We start from the raw sequence: 19,987 nt of genomic DNA, 5'->3' as shown, positions 1-19,987 counted from the left end.
AATTTTATTAAACAGGATAAATTAAAATGCAAAACAATTTAACCAAAAAAGATATTGAAAAATTAAACAAATGGGCTAAAAAATATGATATTAAAGAATTGAAAACCAAAGATAAAAATAAGCTATTGGATATTAAAGAACTTACGCTTGGCGAATTATCTAGAGCGGAAAAAAATTTTTCTTATATTCCAAATGAAATTTTTAAACTTGTAAATCTTAAAGAACTATATATAAAATCCATAAACTTAAAAGTGTTGCCAAAAGATATTGGAAATTTAATTAATCTTGAAGAGCTTACTATCGGAGGTTTTCGCGGTTGCAAATTAAAGAAATTGCCAAAAGAAATTGGGAAGTTAACTAACCTTAAAAAACTTGAAATAAGTTGTAAAAAATTAAACGAACTTCCGAAAGAATTATTTAATCTTACTAATCTTAAAGAATTTGAAATTAAGAAGCGAAAATTTAGAAAAACTTCCTAATGAAATTGCCAATTTTGTTAACCTTAAAAGTCTTATAATAAGTTGCGATAAATTAGTAAAACTGCCTAAAGAAATATGCAATTTTTCAAAACTTGAAGATATAGAAATAGCTTGCGAAAATTTAAAAGAATTGCCTCATGAAATAGGAAATTTAAAAAAACTAAAATATTTCACTTTATGGGAAAGTAATTTAAAAAAATTTCCTAAAGAGTTTGGGAATTTAATTAACCTTGAATATTTTAAGATATATTCATCTTATAGCTTAAAGGAATTTCCAAAAGAGCTTGCAAATTTTACTAAATTAATACATTTAACAATAGAATGTTATAAAATGAAAGAGCTTCCAAGAGAAATAGGAAATTTAATTAATCTTAAAAGCCTTCATATTAAAAGCGCAAACTTAAAAGAACTACCAAAAGAAATTAAAAATTTGGTTAATCTTGAAAGAATTGATATAATTTGGGACGGATATGCAAAAGAATTGCCTAACGAAATTCTTAATTTTGAAAAACTTAAATTTATAGAAATAAAAAAATTGGGATTCATTTATAAATCGGTTGGAAGAGAATATAAAATTGAAAAAGCCAAAAATAAAATAAAGAAAAATATAAATAAAACAAAGAAAGGATAATTTTTTTCAAATTGCTTTTTAAATTTTTTATAAATATCAATTTATTTTAAAAATAATTATAAAATAAGGCTTTTACAAACTTTTTCCACAGTCTTTGGAAGTATAATCCATTCGGCAGATTCCATAACTCTTTTTTGCAATTTTTCCGCCGTATCGTTATCTAAAACTTTAACGGCTTTTTGCATTATAATCTCTCCGCCGTCAACAATTTCGTTTACAAAATGCGTTGTAGCACCCGTAATTTTAACTCCTCTTTTTATAGCTTCTTCATGAACTTTTATTCCGTAAAAATTTTTTCCGCAAAAAGAAGGAATAAGCGAAGGGTGAATATTGATAATTTTTTTAGGATAATCTTTTACAAAATTTTTAGACAAAACCGACATAAATCCCGCCAAAACTATAAGCTCGATTTTATAAGATTTCAAAATTTCTTTTAATTTTCTTTCAAATTCCTCTATTTTCTTGCATTCTTTTTTAGAAATAATTTCAAAAGGAATTTTTGATTTTTCGGCTCGTTTCAAAGCGAAAGCGTTAGAATTATTTGAAATAACCAATTCTATTTTTCCGCTTTTTATTATTTTATTTTTTTGAGCGTTTATTAAAGATTGCAAATTAGTTCCGTTTCCCGAAACCAATACGGCGATTCTTATTTTTTTATTCATATCATTCCTTAAAAATAATTTTTTCTTTATTCTCAATTATTTTGCCAATAATATAAGCGTCCTCTTTGCAGGAGCTTAAAATTTCAATAGTTTTTTCAGCGTCTTTTTTTGAAACGATTATGCACATTCCGACTCCCATATTAAAAGTATTAAACATATCTCGCTCTTCTATATTTCCAATTTTTTGAATATATTTAAATATTGGCAAAATTTTAATTTTATTTTTTTCTATCTCTGCGCAAAGTCCGTTTGGAATGCATCTTGGAATATTCTCGTAAAAACCGCCGCCCGTTATATGCGATATTCCTTTTACTTTAATTTTTTTTAATAATTTTAAAATCGGTTTAACATAAATTTTTGTCGGCGTTAATAATATCTCGCCAATAGATTTTTTCCCAAGTTCTTTAACTACATTATTTATATTTGAATTATCAATATTTAAAATTTTTCTAACAAGCGAAAATCCATTTGAATGAATTCCGCTCGAAGATAAAGCGATTATAATATCTCCTTTTTTTATCAAACTATTATTTATTATTTTTGATTTGTCAACTATTCCCGTAGAATATCCCGCCAAATCGTATTCGTCTTTAGCGTAAAAATCGGGCATCTCAGCAGTTTCTCCGCCTATCAAAGCGCAATTAGATTGAACGCATCCTTTTGCTATTCCTTTTACTATTTCAGAAATTTTTTCGGGATAATTTTTTCCGCAAGCAATATAATCTAAAAATATAAGAGGTTTCGCTCCAACGCATATTATATCGTTTACGCACATAGCAACGCAGTCTATTCCTATAGTGTCATGTTTATTCATTGAAAACGCTATCTTTAATTTTGTCCCAACTCCGTCAGTTCCGCTTACCAAAATGGGTTTCTTTATTCCTTTTAAATCAAGTTCAAATAATCCGCCGAATCCTCCGATACTTGAAATAACGCCTTTAATATTAGTTTTAGCTATATGCTTTTTTATAAGCTCTACAGATTTATATCCCGCCGTTATATCGACTCCCGCTTTCGCGTAAATATCGGATTTGGAATTATTCATTTTGATTTTTCCTCGTCTATATTATTTATCTTTCTTTCAAAACGATTTTTAAATTTTTCGGTTGGAATTTTTGTAGGATAATTTCCGTCAAAACAAGCTATACAGAATCCGCTTTTTTCATTGACATAACCTATTTTTTTAACTCCTTCCAAACTTAAATATCCAAGAGTATCCGCTCCGATTTTTTTTGCTATCTCTTCAATCATATATTTGCAAGCGATTAAATTATCTTTTGAATCTATATCGATTCCATAATAGCAAGGGTTTACAAAAGGCGGCGCCGAAACTCTCATATGCACTTCAATAGCTCCCGCTTCTCTTAAAAGTTTAACTATTCTTCCGCTTGTCGTTCCTCTAACTATAGAATCGTCTATAAGAATAACTCTTTTTCCTTTAACGACATTTGCCATAGGATTTAATTTTATTTTAACTCTATCCATACGACTCTTTACTTCGGGATGTATAAAAGTTCTTCCGATATATTTATTTTTTATTAATCCTATTCCGTAAGGTATTCCCGAAGCTTTTGAATATCCTAAAGCCGCATCCAATCCAGAATCGGGAACTCCGACTACAATATCTGCATTTACAGGATTCTCTTTTGCAAGTATCTCTCCCGCTTTAATTCTCGCCTCATAAACATTTTTTCCGTCTATTATAGAATCGGGACGCGCAAAATAAATATATTCAAAAACGCATAAAGTTTGTTTCGCTTTATTACAATGTTTTTTTATAGAAGTTATTCCGTCCTTACCAAAAACTACAATCTCTCCTTTTTCTATATCTCTTATAAACTCCGCTCCGACAGAATCTAAAGAACAACTTTCAGAAGCTACTACATATTCTCCGTTTGCAGTTTTTCCATAACAAAGAGGTCTAAAACCGTTTTCGTCTCTTGCAGCTATAAGTTTTTGAGGCGACATTATTACCATTGAATAAGCGCCTTTTATTCTATTCATAGCCTCGCAAACCGCTTCTTCTATAGTATCCGCTTTTAATCTTTCTTCTATAATCGTATGAGCTATTACTTCCGTATCCGAAGTCGTGTGAAAAATAGAGCCTTTCGCTTCAAATTCAGAACGCAATTCGTAAGAGTTTATAAGATTTCCGTTATGAGCTAAAGCCATACTTCCTTTTATATGATTTACAACTATAGGTTGAGCGTTGCTTCTTTCGTTTCCTCCCGTAGTGCCGTATCGAACATGTCCAACCGCAATATTTCCTTCGCCAAGTTTATCAATAACGCTAGGAGTTATAACATCGTTTACCAATCCTAAATCTTTATAAGAGCTAAAAATTCCTTCGTTATTAACGGCTATTCCGCAAGATTCTTGTCCTCTATGTTGCAAAGAAAATAATCCGAAATATACGATTTGAGATAAATTTTCTTTTTTAGGGCTATAAATTCCAAAAACTCCGCATTCTTCTCTTATTTCAGACATATAATTTCTCCAAAAAATTATCCGAGTATTCTTTTCATCATTTCTTTATAAGCGCCTTCTACATTTCCCAAATCTCTACGAAATCTATCTTTATCAAGTTTTTCGTTTGTAGTCGCATCCCAAAAACGACATGTATCGGGAGAGATTTCATCGGCAAGAACTATTTTATTATCTGCAAGTTTTCCAAATTCAAGTTTAAAATCAATGAGTTTTACATTTATTGAAATAAAAAATTTTTTCATCTCTTCGTTTATTTTGAAAGCGTATTTTTTTATAATTTCAATTTCTTCTTTTGTTGCAAGTTTCAAAGCGATTGCATGATAGGAATTGATTAAAGGGTCGCCGAGATTATCGTTTTTATAAGAAAATTCTATTGTCGGTTCGTCAAAAATTATTCCCTCTTCCACTCCGTAATTTTTTGCAAAAGAGCCAGCCGAAACATTTCTAATAATAACTTCAAGCGGAATTATCGAAACCTTTTTAACTAAAGTTTCTCTCTCTGAAATTTCTTCAATATAATGCGTAGGAATTCCCGCTTTTTCAAGAAGTCGCATCATATAATTTGTAACTTTATTATTTATTATTCCTTTTCCTAATATAGTTCCTTTTTTTATTCCATTAAAAGCGGTGGCGTCATCCTTATATGAAACGAGTAAAATTTCTGGTTTATCGGTTTCAAATATTTTTTTCGCTTTGCCTTCGTAAAGTTGTTTTCCTTTTGTCATTTTATAAACTCCTTTATAATTTTTTATTGAAATTTTTCATTTATAGCAATGTCTTTTTTAAGAACTGCTTCGCTGTCTTTAATTCTTTTTTCTTTTAATTTTTTAGATAATTCTTTATCATTAACGGCTAAAATTTCTATTGAAAGCAAAGCCGCATTAACTCCTCCGTTTATCGCAACTGTAGCGACAGGAATTCCCGAAGGCATTTGAACGGTTGATAAAAGAGCGTCAATTCCTTCCAAATTTTGAGATTTGCAAGGAATTCCTATAACGGGAAGAATAGTATTTGCAGCAATAACTCCCGCAAGATGAGCCGCCATTCCAGCAGCCGCTATTATAACTCCAAAACCGTTTTTTTCGGCATTTTTTGAAAATTCAATCGCTTTTTCGGGCGTTCTATGAGCGGAATATATATGAACTTCAAAAGGAATAGAAAAATCTTTTAATATATCAATAGCTTTTTCTATTATTGGCAAATCGCTATCGCTTCCAATTATTATTCCGACTTTTTTCATATACTACTCTTTTTTTGATATTAAATATTAGAGTAGTTATTATATTATATTATTTTTTTTAATCAATAGATTTAATAATTGATTTAGAATTGCTTCATTAATAGCTTACAATTACGGTAAAAAATCGATAGCTTGGCTTTGTTGAGGATATGTCTTATAATGATATTTTACTATATCAAACTACTTCATAATTTTATTTTTTGTAAATTTTTTTTAAATAAATAGAATTTTTTTCTTGACTTTTATTAAAAAATTGTTAATTAAGGATAGACAGTGAGGATAAATGTTTTTTATAATTACTGTTAAATAAAAAAAAATTTAGTTCTTTTTGAAGGAGGATAAAATGAAAAAAGTAATTTATTTGTCTTTAATTGCCGTTATTATGGCGGCGGCTATTAGCGTGATTTCTTGCACAAGCAATGAAAATCCAGTAAGGTTATCGCAATCGGAAACAATAATTAAATACGAAACAAATACGGTATATAAGACAAATGATACAGCGAACACCACATATAATGTTTTAGATTATTACAACATTTATGTTCCTTACGCTGGAGGAATGAACGGTTATTTTAATGTAAGCTATAAAGACACCAACAGATTAAACAAAATATGGTTCGCCCAAATTCAAAGAAAAGGCGAAAACGATGGAAAAGTATTCGCTATTAGAAATAGAGCGAATGATAGAGATATGAATAATTTTCAAAACTCTCATAATGGAAGAGAAGATTATTACTATTTCGCGGATAATGGCGATATATATTACAAAGGTGGAGATAAAACTAATACAACAGGCTCAATTTTAATAAAGAGATTTGTCGGAGCTGTTATAGTCGATTATAGAAGAGTGCATAAAAGAGTTTATCAAACGGCAAACTGGTCGGATGATGAAATATACAATACGGGAGAGTTTACTATCGGAGCTATTTATAAAATGGGAATGTCAGAAGGGCAAGCGCAAGCTAGATTTGCAGATGAAAGCGGAGCGCCTACGGACGGAACTTATGAATTCATAGCGGCTCGTAGAAAACTATATACCTATCGCGATGCATTTGTCGCAAAATCTGTATTGTTTAAAAGATATTATCATAACGATACATTTATTGAAGTTCTTGTTTTGAATCCTTATGCTAATGAAGGAAATGAACATTGTTTGGGAGTTGATGCGTATTATGCATACGATAGCCCGCGCGGATTAGCTCCTATGACAGATGAAAAGGTATATTTGGGCGAGAGACCTGAACATATAATTCCATTGTTGAATCGCACGACTACATTTACTGATGCAAGTCGTTGGTGGAGTTTCTTGGCTTTGCCTGGACATAAATATTAAAAACGGAGGATAAAAATGATAAAAACAGTTTATTCATTCTTAATCGCCACTATTACGATGGCACTTTTAGCGATTTCTTGTTCTGACAAGGATAATATTGAAAGTTTATCTCAAACGGGATTGTTGGATGCAAACGGAAATTTGGTAACTAATTCATTGAGTTATACCAATAGCGCATGGTTTACTAATGATATTCCGATTTGGGCTACTAATGAAAAAATTGGAGCTACAATAATTAAAACTAATACGGATGGTTCGACTACAGTTTACCATATTGTATATGAGACTAATTATTTTCTTCCAAATTTGCCTGAAAGTCCTACCGATTATTACAGGCTTCGCGTTCCTTATTCTGGAAATGGAAACGACTATGCTACAGTAAGTTATAGAGATATGGACAAATTAAAACAATTATGGCTCGACCAAATTCAGAGAAAAGGTGCGGGAGATGGCAAAGTATTCGCCATTAGAAATAGAGCGAATGATAGAGGACAATGGTATGAGAATATGAATTTCCAAAAGTCTCACGAAGGAAGACAAGATTATTACTATTTTGCGGATAACGGCGATATATATTATAAAGGCGGAGATAAGATAGATAAAAATAAAGAGATTTTAGTGAAAAAATTTGTCGGCGCTACTATAGTAGATTATAGAACTGTGCAGAAAAGAACGAGTCAGCTTCCAAAAAGAGGATTAGACCAAATAATTAATACGGGCGAATATACTGTAGGCGGTATTTATAAAATGGCTATTGATGTAAACGATGCTAGAGAAAGATTTGCCGATGCAAGCGGAGGCGCTTTAGACGGAGTTTACGATTTTATTGCGGCGCGTAAACAAGTATGGTTTTGGTATAATGGAATTCAAGAAGATAAAGGCATGTTTATAAGACAATTTTATTCTACAGACTTTATAGAGGTTCTCGTTTTAAATCCTTATGCTAACGAAGGAAATGAAAATTGCATGGGATTAGACGGTTATTACGCTTATTATGGAGATTATAGAAGCGGAGAAGGAGAGATGCCTGTAAGCGGATTTACGGAGGAAAATATCCATTATATGACGGATGAAAAATTATATTTGGGTAAAAGACCAGAGTGGATAGTTCCATTACTTAGTCATACGACTACTTATACGGATGCAAGCCGCTGGTGGTCCTATTTGGTAATGCCTGGGGAAAAATATTAATAGATTTATAGTTATGAGGCAATCTACAAAATGGATTGCTTCATAATTAGGTTATAACTCGAATTGAGGGGGAAATTAAAAATGAGAAAATCGATTTATTTATTTTTGATTATCGTTATATGTATTATGTCTATGTTAATGGCTTCTTGCGATAATCAGCCTATGAAAGTTTCTTATTCGCAGAAGACAGGATTGTTAGACCAAAATGGTGATATTGTATCGAATTTTACTTATACTAATAGCGGTTATGTTGCGCCTGAATTACCATTTGACGCTACAGAATACTATAGAATATTCGTTCCTTATTCTAAAGGAAGCGGTTATCATACTGTAAATTATAAAGATACTAATAAATTAAAACAATTATGGCTCGACCAAATTCAGAGAAAAGGAAGAAGCGATGGAAAAGTATTCGCCATTAGAAATAGAGCAAATGATAGAGATATGAATAATTTTCAAAAACAGCATGGAAGTCAGTCAAGATACGATTATTATTACTTTAAAGATAACGGAGATATAGTTTATAAAGGCGGAGATAAAACCTATTATGCAAAAGAACACTTAATTAAAACATTTGTCGGAGCTGTTATAGTAGATTATAGAACCGTAAAGGAGAGAACGGAGCCTGACGCGGGCGTTACTCATCAGGATGTAATACATCATACGGGAGAATATACGGTTGGCGCTATTTATAAAATGGCTATAAATGTAAACGAAGCTAGAAGATTATTCGCGGATGCTGGAGGCGGACCTACAGATGGAGCTTATGAATTTGTAGCAGCTCGCAAAATGATTTGGTTTTTTGCTGGAGGATTTACTCAGGATACATCTCTATTTGTTAGACAGTTTTATAACACGAATTTTATGGAGGTTTTAGTTTTGAATCCTTACGCTAATGAAGGAAATACTTATTGTTTGGGAGTTGATTCTTATTATGCGTATTATGGAAATTATAGAGTTGGCGAAGGAGCGACTCCGCCTATTGACGGTTTTACGGCTCAAAATTATCCTTATATGACGGATGAAAAATTGTATTTAGCTCAAAGACCAGAAACTATAATTCCGTTGCTTAATCATACGACTACATTTACCGATGCAAGTCGTTGGTGGAGTTTCTTGGCTTTGCCAGGACATAAGTATTAAAAATATATAAATTTAAATATATTTAATAAAAATTAAGGAGTTAATTATGACAAGATTAAAAACAATTAAAGTTTCAAATCGAATAGCTGTTATTCTATTGATAGCTATATTTAGTATCGTAGGTATAGTTGCCTGCGGTGGAGCACAAGACATTAGCGCTAGTAATGGCGAAGGTTTTGTAGTAAATCCAGATAAGTCCGATAGCACTGGTAGCACTGGACCTACAGAAACGCCAGGAACTAGCGGACGACCATGCGCTTATCCCGAAAACACATATTGGGAGTTATACGCTCCTTTTGTTACTTGGGACAATACTCTTCCAGTGAGCTATTTGGATACCAATACTTTGAGCGAATATTGGAGAAAGCATATAAAGAGAGCTGGTAGTAACGACAACACTCAATGGATTATAAGAGACGGAGATAATAGACGCACCGACCCAAGAGACGGAAACTATTATTATTTTGATAAGAATATGGATATAGTTTATATGCATCAAACAGATAATAATAAGTATCAAATAAAAGTTAAAGAATTCCTTGGCGGAGTAATAGTAAGATATAGTATAGATTTTACGGGAAAAGTTCCAGACCCTCCAGTTTATACTATAGGCGGACTTTACAGAAATACCTTAAATAGAGAATCAGATAACTCTAAAGGAGAAAAAGGCTATACTAAATATGACAATAGCCCTCTTAATGAGTTTATGCGCGAGATACATCATTGGGGCGAAGGCGACTTGACGGTTCTACTCATGAATGTAGGTTATGCGACTATTGATTTCAGATATAATATGTCATTCCCATTCAGTTATGAATTTGGAGTTGATGAATATTACTGCACAGTAGACGGCAACTATAGAAAAGACCCTACATATTTCTTAGGACAAAATCCTACTAATTATTTGGGAGTTGAATGGAAAAACTATTGGCATGAAAAGTTAAATGTAAGAGTTAATCACTCTCACTATTTAGATAGATATAACTTTAGATTTACTATAGCGGAAGCTTACGATTGGTGGGATAAATAAAAAAATATAAATTTTAAATTTATTTAAGAAGCTTATAATTTGTTTTGCAAACTTGGGGCTTGTCAGAAATGGCAAGTCCTTTTTATTTGTATTAACTTCGGTTTATAAATATCTTGCAATAACTATATTCTAAATTATATTAAATAAAGTAGATTTAATTTACTTTCTAATATAATATATTTCTTAAATTTTAGTTTTATATTTATAAAAGAGTTTTTAATTTATGGAAAATAATTTTGAAAATAATTATAACGAAAAAAATAATTTATCTTTTTTGACTATATTAATAATCTGCTCTTATATAGCTTGTCAAATGATTTCAAATATATCAAGCGTAAAAATCGCAAATGTTTTAAGTTTGGCTGTTGACGGCGGAACCTTTCTTTATCCTTTGGCTTTTACAATAAGAGATATGGCTCATAAAACTATAGGTAAAAAAAATACTCAAAAACTTATAATCGTTTCGTCTATTATAAATATATTTACGCCAATTTATTTTTATATAATATCTCAAATACCCGCGGATTCAAGTTGGGAATTTAACGAAGCTTTTAAGATGACTTTAAGTCCCGTTATTAGAATTTCTATAGCTTCAATAATCGCATCTACTTTATCGGAATTTGTCGATACGGAAATTTATCATTTTTTTGTAAGTAAAATAACTAAAAAATATCAATGGTTAAGAGTTTTAATAAGTAACGCTTTCAGTATTCCCGTAGATAATTTTTTATTTGTAGCGATTGCTTTTTTTAAGGTTTTGCCAATTAACGCTTTAATAGGAATATTTATTTTTAATTTCTTTGTTAAATATGCTGTCACGATTATTAGCGTTCCTATGATTTATTTAGTTAAAGAAAAAGATTGAGATTAAAATCAAATTTTTATAATAAAAAAGGAGACTTTAAAAGCCTCCTTTTCTTTAGGAATTAATTATGCAAGATTTCAATTTATTTAATTAAGCTTCTTTTTTAATTTTTGTTTTATATAACCAATCTACAAAAACAGCTATAGCGTTATCGCCTGAAACATTAGCCGCAGTTCCAAAAGAATCTTGAGTTAAATACAAGGCTATCATTAAACCTTGCAATTCTTCTCCCGTTATTCCAACCATATAAAGAAAAGGCAAAGCGCTCATTATAGCTCCGCCAGGCGCGCCAGGAGCCGCTACCATTGCAACGCCAAGCATAAGTATAAATGGAAGCATTGAGCCGTAATTTGGATTTTGCCCTAATATCAGTATAACCGCCGTTGAACAGCTTGTTATTGTTATCATAGAGCCAGCCAAGTGAATAGTCGCGCAAAGAGGCACTACAAAATTTCTAATCTGTTCTGAAACTCCGTCTTTCTCTGCCGATATTAAATTAACGGGTATAGTAGCGGCGCTGCTTTGAGTTCCTACAGCCGTAAAATAAGCGGGAATTTGATTTTTAATAAGCATTAAAGGAGACTTTTTAGCTATTAATCCAGATATTATAAATAATGCCGTAATATATAATAAATGAAGAATTATAACTACTACAAAAACTTTGCCGAATATAACCAAAATATTTTGTATGCTTCCCGCATAAGACAAATTGGCAAAAGTTCCTAAAATATGAATTGGCAATATTGGAATAATTATTTTTTGAAGTATAGATTGTATAACCTCTTCGGCATCCTTTACTATAGCGAAAAGTTCCGCTCCTTGTCCTTTCGGACGCAACATTGTAATTCCTACTCCAAGTATAAATGCAAATATAACCGCTGAAGTAACATCAAATAGAGGTTTTAACGGAATAGTAAAATAAGTTTCAAGTCCAGATTCAATTTTTACAGCTCCTAATTGAGTAATATTTAAAAGAATCGGGAATAAATTTGATGCCGTTAAAAAAGCTATACTTCCCGCAAGCAAAGTTGAAGCGTATGCTATTAAAACCGTCACGCCTATTAATTTTGAAGCTCCTTCCGTAAGGCTCGCTATACCGTATCCTATAAACGCTACTATCATTAAAGGAATTATAAAGTTTAAGAATAAACTAAATATTGAGCTTATAGTTACGAATATTCTTACAATCGGAGCGGGCAAATATAAACCAACCAATATGCCAAGTATAATGCCGATTATGATTTTTGGGAAAAGTCCAATCTTTTTCATTTTGAGACTCCTTAATTTTTGTATTTTATTATTATAATATATTTTAAATTTTATTCAATAGGTTATTTTTTATATTGTGATAGCTTAATTATTTTAAAGGCATATTTTTCAAAAAAATTTGTTTAACTATTATTAATAAATAATTAAACAAAGAGGAGTTATTATGTCAGGAAACGCTAATATAATAGTAATAGAAGGAAGACTTACAAGAGACCCAAATTTTACTAAAACTAAAAATGGAAAATCTTTATGCAAATTTAGTATGGCAAATAACAGATATTATTATACCAATGGAAGTTTGCAAAAAGAAGTTTATTTTTTTGATTTTATAACTTGGGGATATAACGCCGAAAAAGCCGCGTCAAGTTTAAGTAAAGGAAGTCATGTTTTAGTAAGCGGAGAATTAAGACAGAATTCTTATTTTACTAAAGAAGGAAACAGAAAAAATTCAATTTATATACTCGCTTTAGAAATTAAGAGTTTGAGCAAAAAAACTTTGGATAATAATTCTTCAAACGAACTTGCAAATAATCAAGAGATATCGAATATTATTGAAGAGAATATGGAACAAGCATTTTAGATTTTTCTAAAATATTAAATAATTCATCGTTAATGATTTTTATATCTTTATTGGTGTCTATATGATAAATAAAAGGTTCGTTAAAGGAATGAAATATTTTATCGACTTTTTTTAAATAGGTTTCGTTTTCAAATCTGTCGGCGATTCCTCTTTTGGATATTATTCTGTTTAAGGCAATGTCTATCGGAAGATGAAAAATAAAAACTATGTCGGGTTTGATAATAAAATCTTTATGCATATTTATTATTCGATTAATATCTATTCCTTTAGCTCCTTGATAGGCAATTGAAGAATAAAAATATCTGTCTAAAATTATAAAATAGCCTTCTTCCAAAGCGGGCTTTATCATACATTCTATATGTTCTTTTCTGTCTTCGATAAATAAAGTTAATTCTTCTTCGGCGTCCAAATTTTCCGACAGCATGCTTTCTCTTAATTTAGCCCCGTAATGCGAATGCGTAGGCTCAAAAGTATAAATTGTTTTTATATTAATAGAATTTAATTTTTCAGTAAGATTTTTTGCGCATGTAGATTTTCCCGAGCCGTCAATTCCTTCTATAACTATTAATTTGCCTTTCATTTTTATATTTCCTAAATTCTTTTAAATAAAATCTTTTTTATAAATTATCTTATTTTTAAAGTCGCTATTCCGATTATTGCAGCGATTATTCCTAATATATAAAATCTAAAAACTACTTGAGTTTCTTTCCAACCCGATTTTTCAAAATGATGATGCAAAGGCGCCATTTTAAAAATTCTTTTCTTAAACATTTTATAATAAAATACTTGAAGAACTACGCTGAAAGCTTCGGCTACATAAACCGCTCCAATTATAACTAAAAGAAGTTCATGCTTAATGAATAAAGCTATAATTCCCAAAACTCCGCCGAGAGATAAACTTCCTACATCTCCCATAAATACTTGAGCGGGATGAGCGTTGAACCATAAAAATCCGAGTCCCGCTCCGATTAAAGCTCCTACAAAAACCGTTACCTCTCCAGCATCGGATATAAAAGGAATTTTTAAATAAGTAGCCACGAGAGAGTTTCCCGATACATAACATAAAACAGCCAAAGCCACAGACATTATTATTAAAAGCCCAATCGCAAGTCCGTCCAAACCGTCAGTTAAATTTACGGCATTACTCATGCTAACTACAACAAAAATTGCAAAAGGTATATAAAAAATTTTTAAGTCTATATAAAAAGTATCAAAAAAAGGTAAAAATAAAGTAGAAGAAGGAACTTGAGCGACTTTCACGGTTTCAAATATTCCAGCCAATTGATTTAATTCAAAAGACATTAAAAAAGTGGATTTGTCGAAATAATATAAATATATTCCGATTATAGCTCCTACAAAAATTTGAAAGAATATTTTATATTTTCCCGAAAGTCCTTTTGAGTTTTTATATTTTATTTTCAAAAAATCGTCCAAAAATCCAGCTATTGAAAGTATTATTAATGAAATCGTCAAAAGTATTATTTTAACATTATCTAATTTTCCCCATAATAAAACGCTTATCAATACGCTTCCGATTATAAATAAACCGCCCATTGTAGGCGTTCCCGTTTTTGCCAAATGACTTTCGGGACCGTCATCTCTCACTATCTGCCCGAAGTTTAATTTTTTTAATTTTTCTATTATATTCGGCGCAAACATAAAAACCAAAATCAAAGCGGTTGCGACAGCTCCAGCCGTTCTGAAAGTAATATATCTAAATATATTAAATCCAAAAAATGATTCTCTTAAAGGATAAAAAATTTGATAAAGCATATTATAAAAACCTTTCGTTTTAATTTATTTAAAATCTATTTCCATAAAGTTTATTTCAAATCGAAAATATTATTAAAAATATAAGCGTTAAAACAATTTTAAAATTATTTTATATATACTATTACATATTTATTTTTTGTCAATGAAAATTTAATTTTAAAGTAGTATTTGCTATGCTATTTTATTTTTTAATTTTTATTATTAACAAATTATAAAATAACTATATAATCTCTTGTTATTATAGCGTCATAATTTTTATAACCCAATATTTTTAATATATCGTCAGAATGATGTCCGATTATTTTTTTAGCGTCTTCAGAATTATAATTTATTATTCCTCTTGCAAACTCTTCTCCATTTTCATCTGCAATACTCACTATATCGCCTCTTTTGAATTCGTTAATAATCTCTATAACTCCTACAGGAAGAAGGCTCGATTCTTTTTCCAATATCGCTTTTTTAGCGCCAGAGTTTACAATAACTTTTCCTATTATAGTCGTTGCGTAGGCAATCCATCTTTTTTTTGTATTAAGTTCGTCAACTTCTTCAACGGGATAAAAAATCGTTTTGTCTTTAGTTTCAAATATATATTTAAGAACATCGGGCTTTTTTCCGTTTGCTATAAATAAAGCGCATCCGCATCTTGTAACTATTTTAGCCGCTTGAAGTTTAGTTTTCATTCCGCCTCTTCCTCCTTTTGAAGCGTCAAGCCCTAAATTTTCTATTTCTTTTGTAATTTCAAATACTTCATGAATAAATTTTGCATTTTTGTTTGTTTTTGGATTATCGTCATAAAGTCCGTTAATATCCGAAAGTATTATAAGCAAATCGGCGTCAAGTTCGCTTGCTACCAATGCGGAAAGTTTATCGTTTTCTGAAAAACTTATTTGAGTTATATTTCCTAAAAATTGCACTTCATCGCTCGATACGGTATCGTTTTCGTTTATTATTGGAATTACTTTATATTTCAAAAGAGTATCTAAAGTTGAACGCAAGTTTAAATATCTTCTTCGGTTTGAAAAATCTTCTTCTGTTAATAATATTTGAGCGGTAATTATATCGTATTTTGAAAATCCGTCTTCGTAAGTCGACATAAGTTGAGACTGTCCGATTGCGGCGCAAGCTTGCTTTAGAGAATTTTCACTTAAATCAACAGCGTTAATTTTTTTAGCTCCGAGTCCAACGGCGCCAGAAGTGACAATAAGAATTTCTTTCCCCATTCTATGAAATTTGGCGATAGCTTCAATAAAAGAATATATTCTTGCCATTGAAATATATCCGTCTTCGCCTCTTAAAACATTAGTTCCGAATTTGAAAACTATTCTGTTTATATTATTTAAATTTATTTTTTTCATTGAAATTAAAAACCTTTAGAATTTTATATTGATAGTATATTTTATTTATTATATTGTTTCAAGCATAATTTAAAAAACTAATTTATAATAAGATATTTTTTATTTATCAAAAATATATTTATAAACATTCTCCGACAAGGGAATTCCATTTTTTATATAATTTTCTGCGCAGGCTTCTTTTCTTTCTCCTGGTATTGAGATGGTTTCATTTTTATTCATAGCGGGTTCTTTTTTTATATCGTCTATAAAAGATTGAACGCTATTTAAAAAAGTTTCCATATCGTTGAAAAGCGAAGGTTCTATAACAAGTATAAAAGTCGAGAGATTTCTTTTTTTATCCATATCGCCATACATTTTTACCAAATTATTGCAATAAACATTTCCAATTAAAAGTCCCGTAAAAGCTTCGACCATAGTCATTATTAAATAGCCTTTGACTCCTCCAAAAGGAACGACATATTTTATTTTATTCGGGTTGGAAGAAGGATTTCCGTCTTCGTCTACTCCCCAATCCAATGGCACAATTTCGTTATTGTCTCTTGCCGTAAATATTCTTCCGAGCGAAACTTTGCTTGTCGCCATATCGCCTAATATAAAATCTTTTTTTGCTGGAAAACCGTAGCTTATAGGATTAGTGCCGAAGAAAGATTTTTTTCCGCCGAAAGGAATAACGCAAGGGTCGGTATTAACCATTATGAGAGAAACTTTTTTATCGTCTATAGCCATTTTATTATAATATCCCAAAGCTCCGCAATGGCTGTTGTTTTTTATTCCTATTAAAGCTATTCCCTGTTCGTTTGACGTTTTTATAGCCCATTCCATTGCATATTTTGTGGCGACATGTCCAAATCCGCCGTCCGCATCCATAGAAGCAAAAGAAGGTTTTAAAACATTTATTTTAAAATCTGAATTTAAATTTATTCCTCCGTTTTTCATTCTGTTAATATAATGCTCCACTCTCAAAACGCCATGAGAATGAATTCCTCTTATGTCGGAATATAAAAGAACTTCGGTTATTATATTGGCTTGTTTTTCGTCAATGCCCGAATTTTTTAATTTGTCGAAAGTCGCTTTTTTTAAGTCTTCGTATTTTACTTTTATCATTTATAATTGCATGCCTTTTAGAATTTATATAATTTATATTTTTTTAGTTTACATAATAAAAATTAAAAGTCAATATAAAATGAAAATTAATTATTTATTCAAATAAAAATATTTAAATGATTTTAAAGTTTACGAATGCAATAAAAATGTAATTATAATGTTTTTTGACTTAATAATCGTTTATATTATAGTAAAATTATGATAAATTCATATAATTTAATTAATTTTTATAAAAAATATTAATAATTATTAAATTTTTTGCTTGACATAAATTTAATTTAATTATATAATTGATTACCTTGTAAATTATAGACTCTATTTAAGTCTAATTAAGGAGTAAAAAAATGGCGGGAGCTAAAATAAAAACCGAGCAGATACATTTGCAATGCACGGAATGTAAAAGGAAAAATTATATTACGACAAAAAACAAACAGAATGTTCAGGAGAAACTTGAATTGAAAAAATATTGTCCGCATGATAGGAAACATACTATTCATAAAGAGTTGAAGGTTTCAAGATAGATTTTGTTATGGGTCAGTAGTTCAATTGGTAGAGCACCAGTCTCCAAAACTGGGTGTTGCAGGTTCGACTCCTGTCTGACCTGATTGTTTTGCTGATATTTTAATTTTAGGGTGATTTTATGGCAGATAATAAAAAAAGAAAAAACAAATTATTTAGTTCTTTAGATGAAATTAAAAAAGAACTTTTTGAAAGAAGCGTATGGCCCACTCGTCAAGAGGTTATTAATCAAACGGTTGTGGTTATTATTTTGCTTATTATAGCTTCGGCTTTTTTGGGAGCTGCGGATTATGTGGTAACTCTTTTAACTAGAACTTTATTGGACGGTTCTATTATGTCGTCTATAATGTCTTCGAGAATGATTTTATTTTTAATAGCGATAGTAATAGTTTTAGTCGTAATTTATTTTGCTATACGATATGTAAGGAAGAATAGATATAACAGGTGATAAATATGTCCGATACGAAAGATTATAAATGGTATATAGTTCATACTCAAAACGGCTATGAAAAGAAAATTAGAGAAAGAATAGACAAGAGAGTTAAAGAAAACGGAATGGAAGATTTGATTGTCGATATATATATTCCTTCTCAAATGGTTTCTGTTACTAAAAACGGAAAGAAAGTAAATAAAGAAGAATTTTCTTATCCTGGATATGTTTTTGTTAAAATGATAATGAACGATGCCACGCAATCTATGATTAGAAGAACTCCTGGCGTTTCGGGTTTTATAGGAAGCCATGCAACGACTAAAGAAGAAGGGCAAATAATTCCAAATCCTTTAAGCGAAGCGGATGTATCTCGCATATTTGAGGATATGGAAAGCAAAGATAAGAATCAAATAAACGAAATTATAGGATTAGATTTTGATGTAGGCGAAAAAGTTCAAGTTATTGACGGACCTTTTAACGGTTTGAATGGAGTAATTAAAAATGTTAATACCGATAAAGGCAAAATTACCGTTGAAATAGAAATTTTCGGAAGAAGCACGCCTACGGAATTAGATTTTAATAAAGTTAAGAAATTATAAAATAATTAAAGAGGTATAAAATGGCTAAAAAAATAGTTGGTATTGTAAAGGTTAGAATTCCAGGAGGAGAAGCTACGCCAGCGCCTCCATTGGGTCCAGCTTTAGGACAGAAGCAAATTCAAATAGCTGCATTTGTTAAAGATTTTAACGCTAAAACTTCTAAACTTAAAGGACAATTATTAAATACATATATAACGGTTTATGAAGATAAAACTTATACTTTTGTAACTAAAGGAACTTCTACTTCTACCTTGATTAAAAAGAAATTGGGAATAGAGAAAGGTTCGGGAGAACCTAATAAAACTAAAGTCGCTTCTATAAATCAAAAACAGCTTGAAGAGATAGCTCAAGAAAAAATGACTTATATGTCGGCAAACGATATAGACGCGGCTAAAAAAATAGTTGCGGGAACGGCTCGCACTATGGGTATAAAAGTGGAGTAAATTATAAGCAACACCATTTATTAGATTAATAATTTTAAGAATAAATGGAAGTAACAGTTTGAAAAATAGATTATAAAAAGGATTGTAAAATGGCTACAAAACAAAAAAAGATAGGCGGCAAACGTTACGACGCTATATTTAAGACGGTAGAAAAGTCAAAACTTTATGCCGTAGATGAAGCTATAGAATTAGCGAAGAAAAATGCCACCTGTAAATTTGACGAGACTATTGAGGCTACTATAAACCTTAATATCTTGCCTAAACATTCGATAAGAGATACTTTATCTTTTCCTAATTCTTTCGGAAAGGAAAAAAGAGTTGTAGTTTTTGCTCAAGGCGAAAAAGCTGACGAAGCAAAGAACGCGGGCGCTATTGAAGTCGGTTTTGAAGATTTAATAAGCAAAATTAAAGGCGGTTATACCGATTTCGATGTTGCAATATCTACCCCAGATTTAATGAAAGAAGTCGGCAAATTGGGACAGATACTTGGAAGAAAGGGACTTATGCCTAACCCAAAAACGGGAACTGTAACTTTAGATATCGCTCAAACCGTTAAAAGTTTTAAAGGCGGAAGAATGGAATACAGAGCGGATAAATTCGGAGTCGTTAGAATGGGAATAGGTAAAGCTTCAATGGACGCTAATAAATTAAATGAAAATTTTAGAGCGTTTTATGACGAGATTTTAAGAAAGAAACCTTCGGACCTAAAGGGAGAGTACATTAAAGGAATAAGCGTTACATCCACTATGGGCGTTGGTATAAGTATAGATTATAAGAAAATAAAATTATAAAAAATGTATATTTGAATAAACCTGTTTTTATAAGCGAAGTCGTATTTTGTGATCCCATTATAC

The 19,987-nt window shown here is 30.7% G+C and carries 23 protein-coding genes and 1 tRNA gene; 14 read left to right on the top strand and 10 right to left on the bottom strand.

What is annotated here, in order from left to right:
- The first annotated feature begins 26 nt into the window (after positions 1–26).
- Positions 27–479, top strand: a complete 453-nt coding sequence (locus EPJ79_RS04910) for a leucine-rich repeat domain-containing protein (protein ID WP_147738654.1) — start codon at positions 27–29, stop codon at positions 477–479.
- Positions 442–1,110 carry a leucine-rich repeat domain-containing protein gene (locus EPJ79_RS04905; protein WP_147738653.1) on the top strand — a complete coding sequence of 223 codons (669 nt, stop codon included), beginning with the start codon at positions 442–444 and terminating at the stop codon, positions 1,108–1,110. The genes EPJ79_RS04910 and EPJ79_RS04905 overlap by 38 nt, the downstream gene beginning before the upstream one ends.
- 56 nt (positions 1,111–1,166) lie before the next feature.
- On the opposite strand, the gene purN is transcribed toward EPJ79_RS04905, so the two are convergent.
- From purN to purE, 5 genes are read right to left on the bottom strand one after another with little or no spacing between them, the layout of a single operon-like run.
- A complete protein-coding gene (gene purN, locus EPJ79_RS04900) occupies positions 1,167–1,772 on the bottom strand; it encodes a phosphoribosylglycinamide formyltransferase (RefSeq protein ID WP_147738652.1) in 606 nt (201 codons plus the stop codon).
- A gap of 1 nt (position 1,773) precedes the next feature.
- Positions 1,774–2,817, bottom strand: coding sequence for a phosphoribosylformylglycinamidine cyclo-ligase (gene purM, locus EPJ79_RS04895; RefSeq protein WP_147738651.1), 1,044 nt, complete (start codon positions 2,815–2,817; stop codon positions 1,774–1,776).
- Positions 2,814–4,259, bottom strand: a complete 1,446-nt coding sequence (purF, locus tag EPJ79_RS04890; protein WP_147738650.1) for an amidophosphoribosyltransferase — start codon at positions 4,257–4,259, stop codon at positions 2,814–2,816. The genes purM and purF overlap by 4 nt, the downstream gene beginning before the upstream one ends.
- 17 nt (positions 4,260–4,276) lie before the next feature.
- A complete protein-coding gene (gene purC / locus EPJ79_RS04885; protein ID WP_021957791.1) occupies positions 4,277–4,984 on the bottom strand; it encodes a phosphoribosylaminoimidazolesuccinocarboxamide synthase in 708 nt (235 codons plus the stop codon).
- Positions 4,985–5,007: 23 nt separating this feature from the next.
- On the bottom strand, positions 5,008–5,499 hold the full coding sequence (gene purE / locus EPJ79_RS04880) for a 5-(carboxyamino)imidazole ribonucleotide mutase (protein WP_147738649.1): 492 nt from the start codon (positions 5,497–5,499) through the stop codon (positions 5,008–5,010).
- 343 nt (positions 5,500–5,842) lie between these two features.
- Here purE and EPJ79_RS11820 point away from each other — a divergent pair, with 343 nt between their 5' ends.
- The 5 genes from EPJ79_RS11820 to EPJ79_RS04855 all read left to right on the top strand — a co-directional run bounded on the left by EPJ79_RS11820 (position 5,843) and on the right by EPJ79_RS04855 (position 11,061).
- The gene (locus EPJ79_RS11820; RefSeq protein ID WP_244289070.1) at positions 5,843–6,832 is read left to right on the top strand and encodes a hypothetical protein; all 990 of its coding nucleotides are present in this window, start codon (positions 5,843–5,845) and stop codon (positions 6,830–6,832) included.
- A 15-nt stretch (positions 6,833–6,847) separates the two neighbouring features.
- The gene (locus EPJ79_RS04870) at positions 6,848–8,023 is read left to right on the top strand and encodes a hypothetical protein (protein WP_147736478.1); all 1,176 of its coding nucleotides are present in this window, start codon (positions 6,848–6,850) and stop codon (positions 8,021–8,023) included.
- An 81-nt stretch (positions 8,024–8,104) separates the two neighbouring features.
- On the top strand, positions 8,105–9,166 hold the full coding sequence (locus EPJ79_RS04865) for a hypothetical protein (RefSeq protein WP_147738648.1): 1,062 nt from the start codon (positions 8,105–8,107) through the stop codon (positions 9,164–9,166).
- A gap of 46 nt (positions 9,167–9,212) precedes the next feature.
- Entirely contained in the window at positions 9,213–10,196 is a 984-nt protein-coding gene (locus tag EPJ79_RS04860; protein WP_147738647.1) for a hypothetical protein, read from the top strand.
- Positions 10,197–10,419: 223 nt separating this feature from the next.
- Positions 10,420–11,061 (top strand): queuosine precursor transporter, encoded by a 642-nt coding sequence (locus tag EPJ79_RS04855; RefSeq protein ID WP_147738646.1) that lies wholly within the window; start codon positions 10,420–10,422, stop codon positions 11,059–11,061.
- A gap of 90 nt (positions 11,062–11,151) precedes the next feature.
- Here EPJ79_RS04855 and EPJ79_RS04850 read toward each other — a convergent pair whose 3' ends face one another.
- Positions 11,152–12,330 (bottom strand): cation:dicarboxylate symporter family transporter, encoded by a 1,179-nt coding sequence (locus tag EPJ79_RS04850; protein ID WP_147738645.1) that lies wholly within the window; start codon positions 12,328–12,330, stop codon positions 11,152–11,154.
- A 163-nt stretch (positions 12,331–12,493) separates the two neighbouring features.
- Between EPJ79_RS04850 and EPJ79_RS04845 the strand changes: the two genes are divergently transcribed.
- Positions 12,494–12,910 (top strand): single-stranded DNA-binding protein, encoded by a 417-nt coding sequence (locus EPJ79_RS04845; RefSeq protein WP_147738644.1) that lies wholly within the window; start codon positions 12,494–12,496, stop codon positions 12,908–12,910.
- On the opposite strand, the gene tmk is transcribed toward EPJ79_RS04845, so the two are convergent.
- The 4 genes from tmk to EPJ79_RS04825 all read right to left on the bottom strand — a co-directional run bounded on the left by tmk (position 12,879) and on the right by EPJ79_RS04825 (position 17,142).
- A complete protein-coding gene (gene tmk / locus EPJ79_RS04840) occupies positions 12,879–13,490 on the bottom strand; it encodes a dTMP kinase (RefSeq protein WP_147738643.1) in 612 nt (203 codons plus the stop codon). The two genes, EPJ79_RS04845 and tmk, sit on opposite strands and share 32 nt — an antisense overlap.
- A 44-nt stretch (positions 13,491–13,534) precedes the next feature.
- Positions 13,535–14,683, bottom strand: coding sequence for a phospho-N-acetylmuramoyl-pentapeptide-transferase (gene mraY / locus EPJ79_RS04835; protein ID WP_147738642.1), 1,149 nt, complete (start codon positions 14,681–14,683; stop codon positions 13,535–13,537).
- 209 nt (positions 14,684–14,892) lie between these two features.
- Positions 14,893–16,038 (bottom strand): glutamate 5-kinase, encoded by a 1,146-nt coding sequence (gene proB / locus EPJ79_RS04830; protein ID WP_147738641.1) that lies wholly within the window; start codon positions 16,036–16,038, stop codon positions 14,893–14,895.
- A 99-nt stretch (positions 16,039–16,137) separates the two neighbouring features.
- Positions 16,138–17,142, bottom strand: a complete 1,005-nt coding sequence (locus EPJ79_RS04825) for an Ldh family oxidoreductase (protein WP_147738640.1) — start codon at positions 17,140–17,142, stop codon at positions 16,138–16,140.
- Between the two features lie 344 nt (positions 17,143–17,486).
- Between EPJ79_RS04825 and rpmG the strand changes: the two genes are divergently transcribed.
- The 6 genes from rpmG (at position 17,487) to rplA (ending at position 19,924) form a co-directional block, all read left to right on the top strand.
- Positions 17,487–17,663 carry a 50S ribosomal protein L33 gene (gene rpmG, locus EPJ79_RS04820; RefSeq protein ID WP_021958740.1) on the top strand — a complete coding sequence of 59 codons (177 nt, stop codon included), beginning with the start codon at positions 17,487–17,489 and terminating at the stop codon, positions 17,661–17,663.
- A 10-nt stretch (positions 17,664–17,673) separates the two neighbouring features.
- Positions 17,674–17,746, top strand: a tRNA-Trp gene (locus tag EPJ79_RS04815).
- A 36-nt stretch (positions 17,747–17,782) separates the two neighbouring features.
- Positions 17,783–18,109, top strand: coding sequence for a preprotein translocase subunit SecE (secE, locus tag EPJ79_RS04810; protein ID WP_021958739.1), 327 nt, complete (start codon positions 17,783–17,785; stop codon positions 18,107–18,109).
- A gap of 5 nt (positions 18,110–18,114) precedes the next feature.
- On the top strand, positions 18,115–18,690 hold the full coding sequence (gene nusG / locus EPJ79_RS04805; protein WP_021958738.1) for a transcription termination/antitermination protein NusG: 576 nt from the start codon (positions 18,115–18,117) through the stop codon (positions 18,688–18,690).
- A gap of 20 nt (positions 18,691–18,710) precedes the next feature.
- Entirely contained in the window at positions 18,711–19,133 is a 423-nt protein-coding gene (rplK, locus tag EPJ79_RS04800; protein WP_147738639.1) for a 50S ribosomal protein L11, read from the top strand.
- An 89-nt stretch (positions 19,134–19,222) separates the two neighbouring features.
- Positions 19,223–19,924, top strand: coding sequence for a 50S ribosomal protein L1 (gene rplA, locus EPJ79_RS04795; RefSeq protein WP_147527068.1), 702 nt, complete (start codon positions 19,223–19,225; stop codon positions 19,922–19,924).
- Positions 19,925–19,987: the final 63 nt, after the last annotated feature.

Origin of the sequence: Brachyspira aalborgi, from assembly GCF_008016455.1 — a bacterium.
Taxonomy (GTDB): Bacteria; Spirochaetota; Brachyspiria; order Brachyspirales; family Brachyspiraceae; genus Brachyspira; species Brachyspira aalborgi.
The sequence above is the reverse complement of the archived record's forward strand: the minus strand, read 5'-3'. Positions and strand labels throughout refer to the sequence as shown.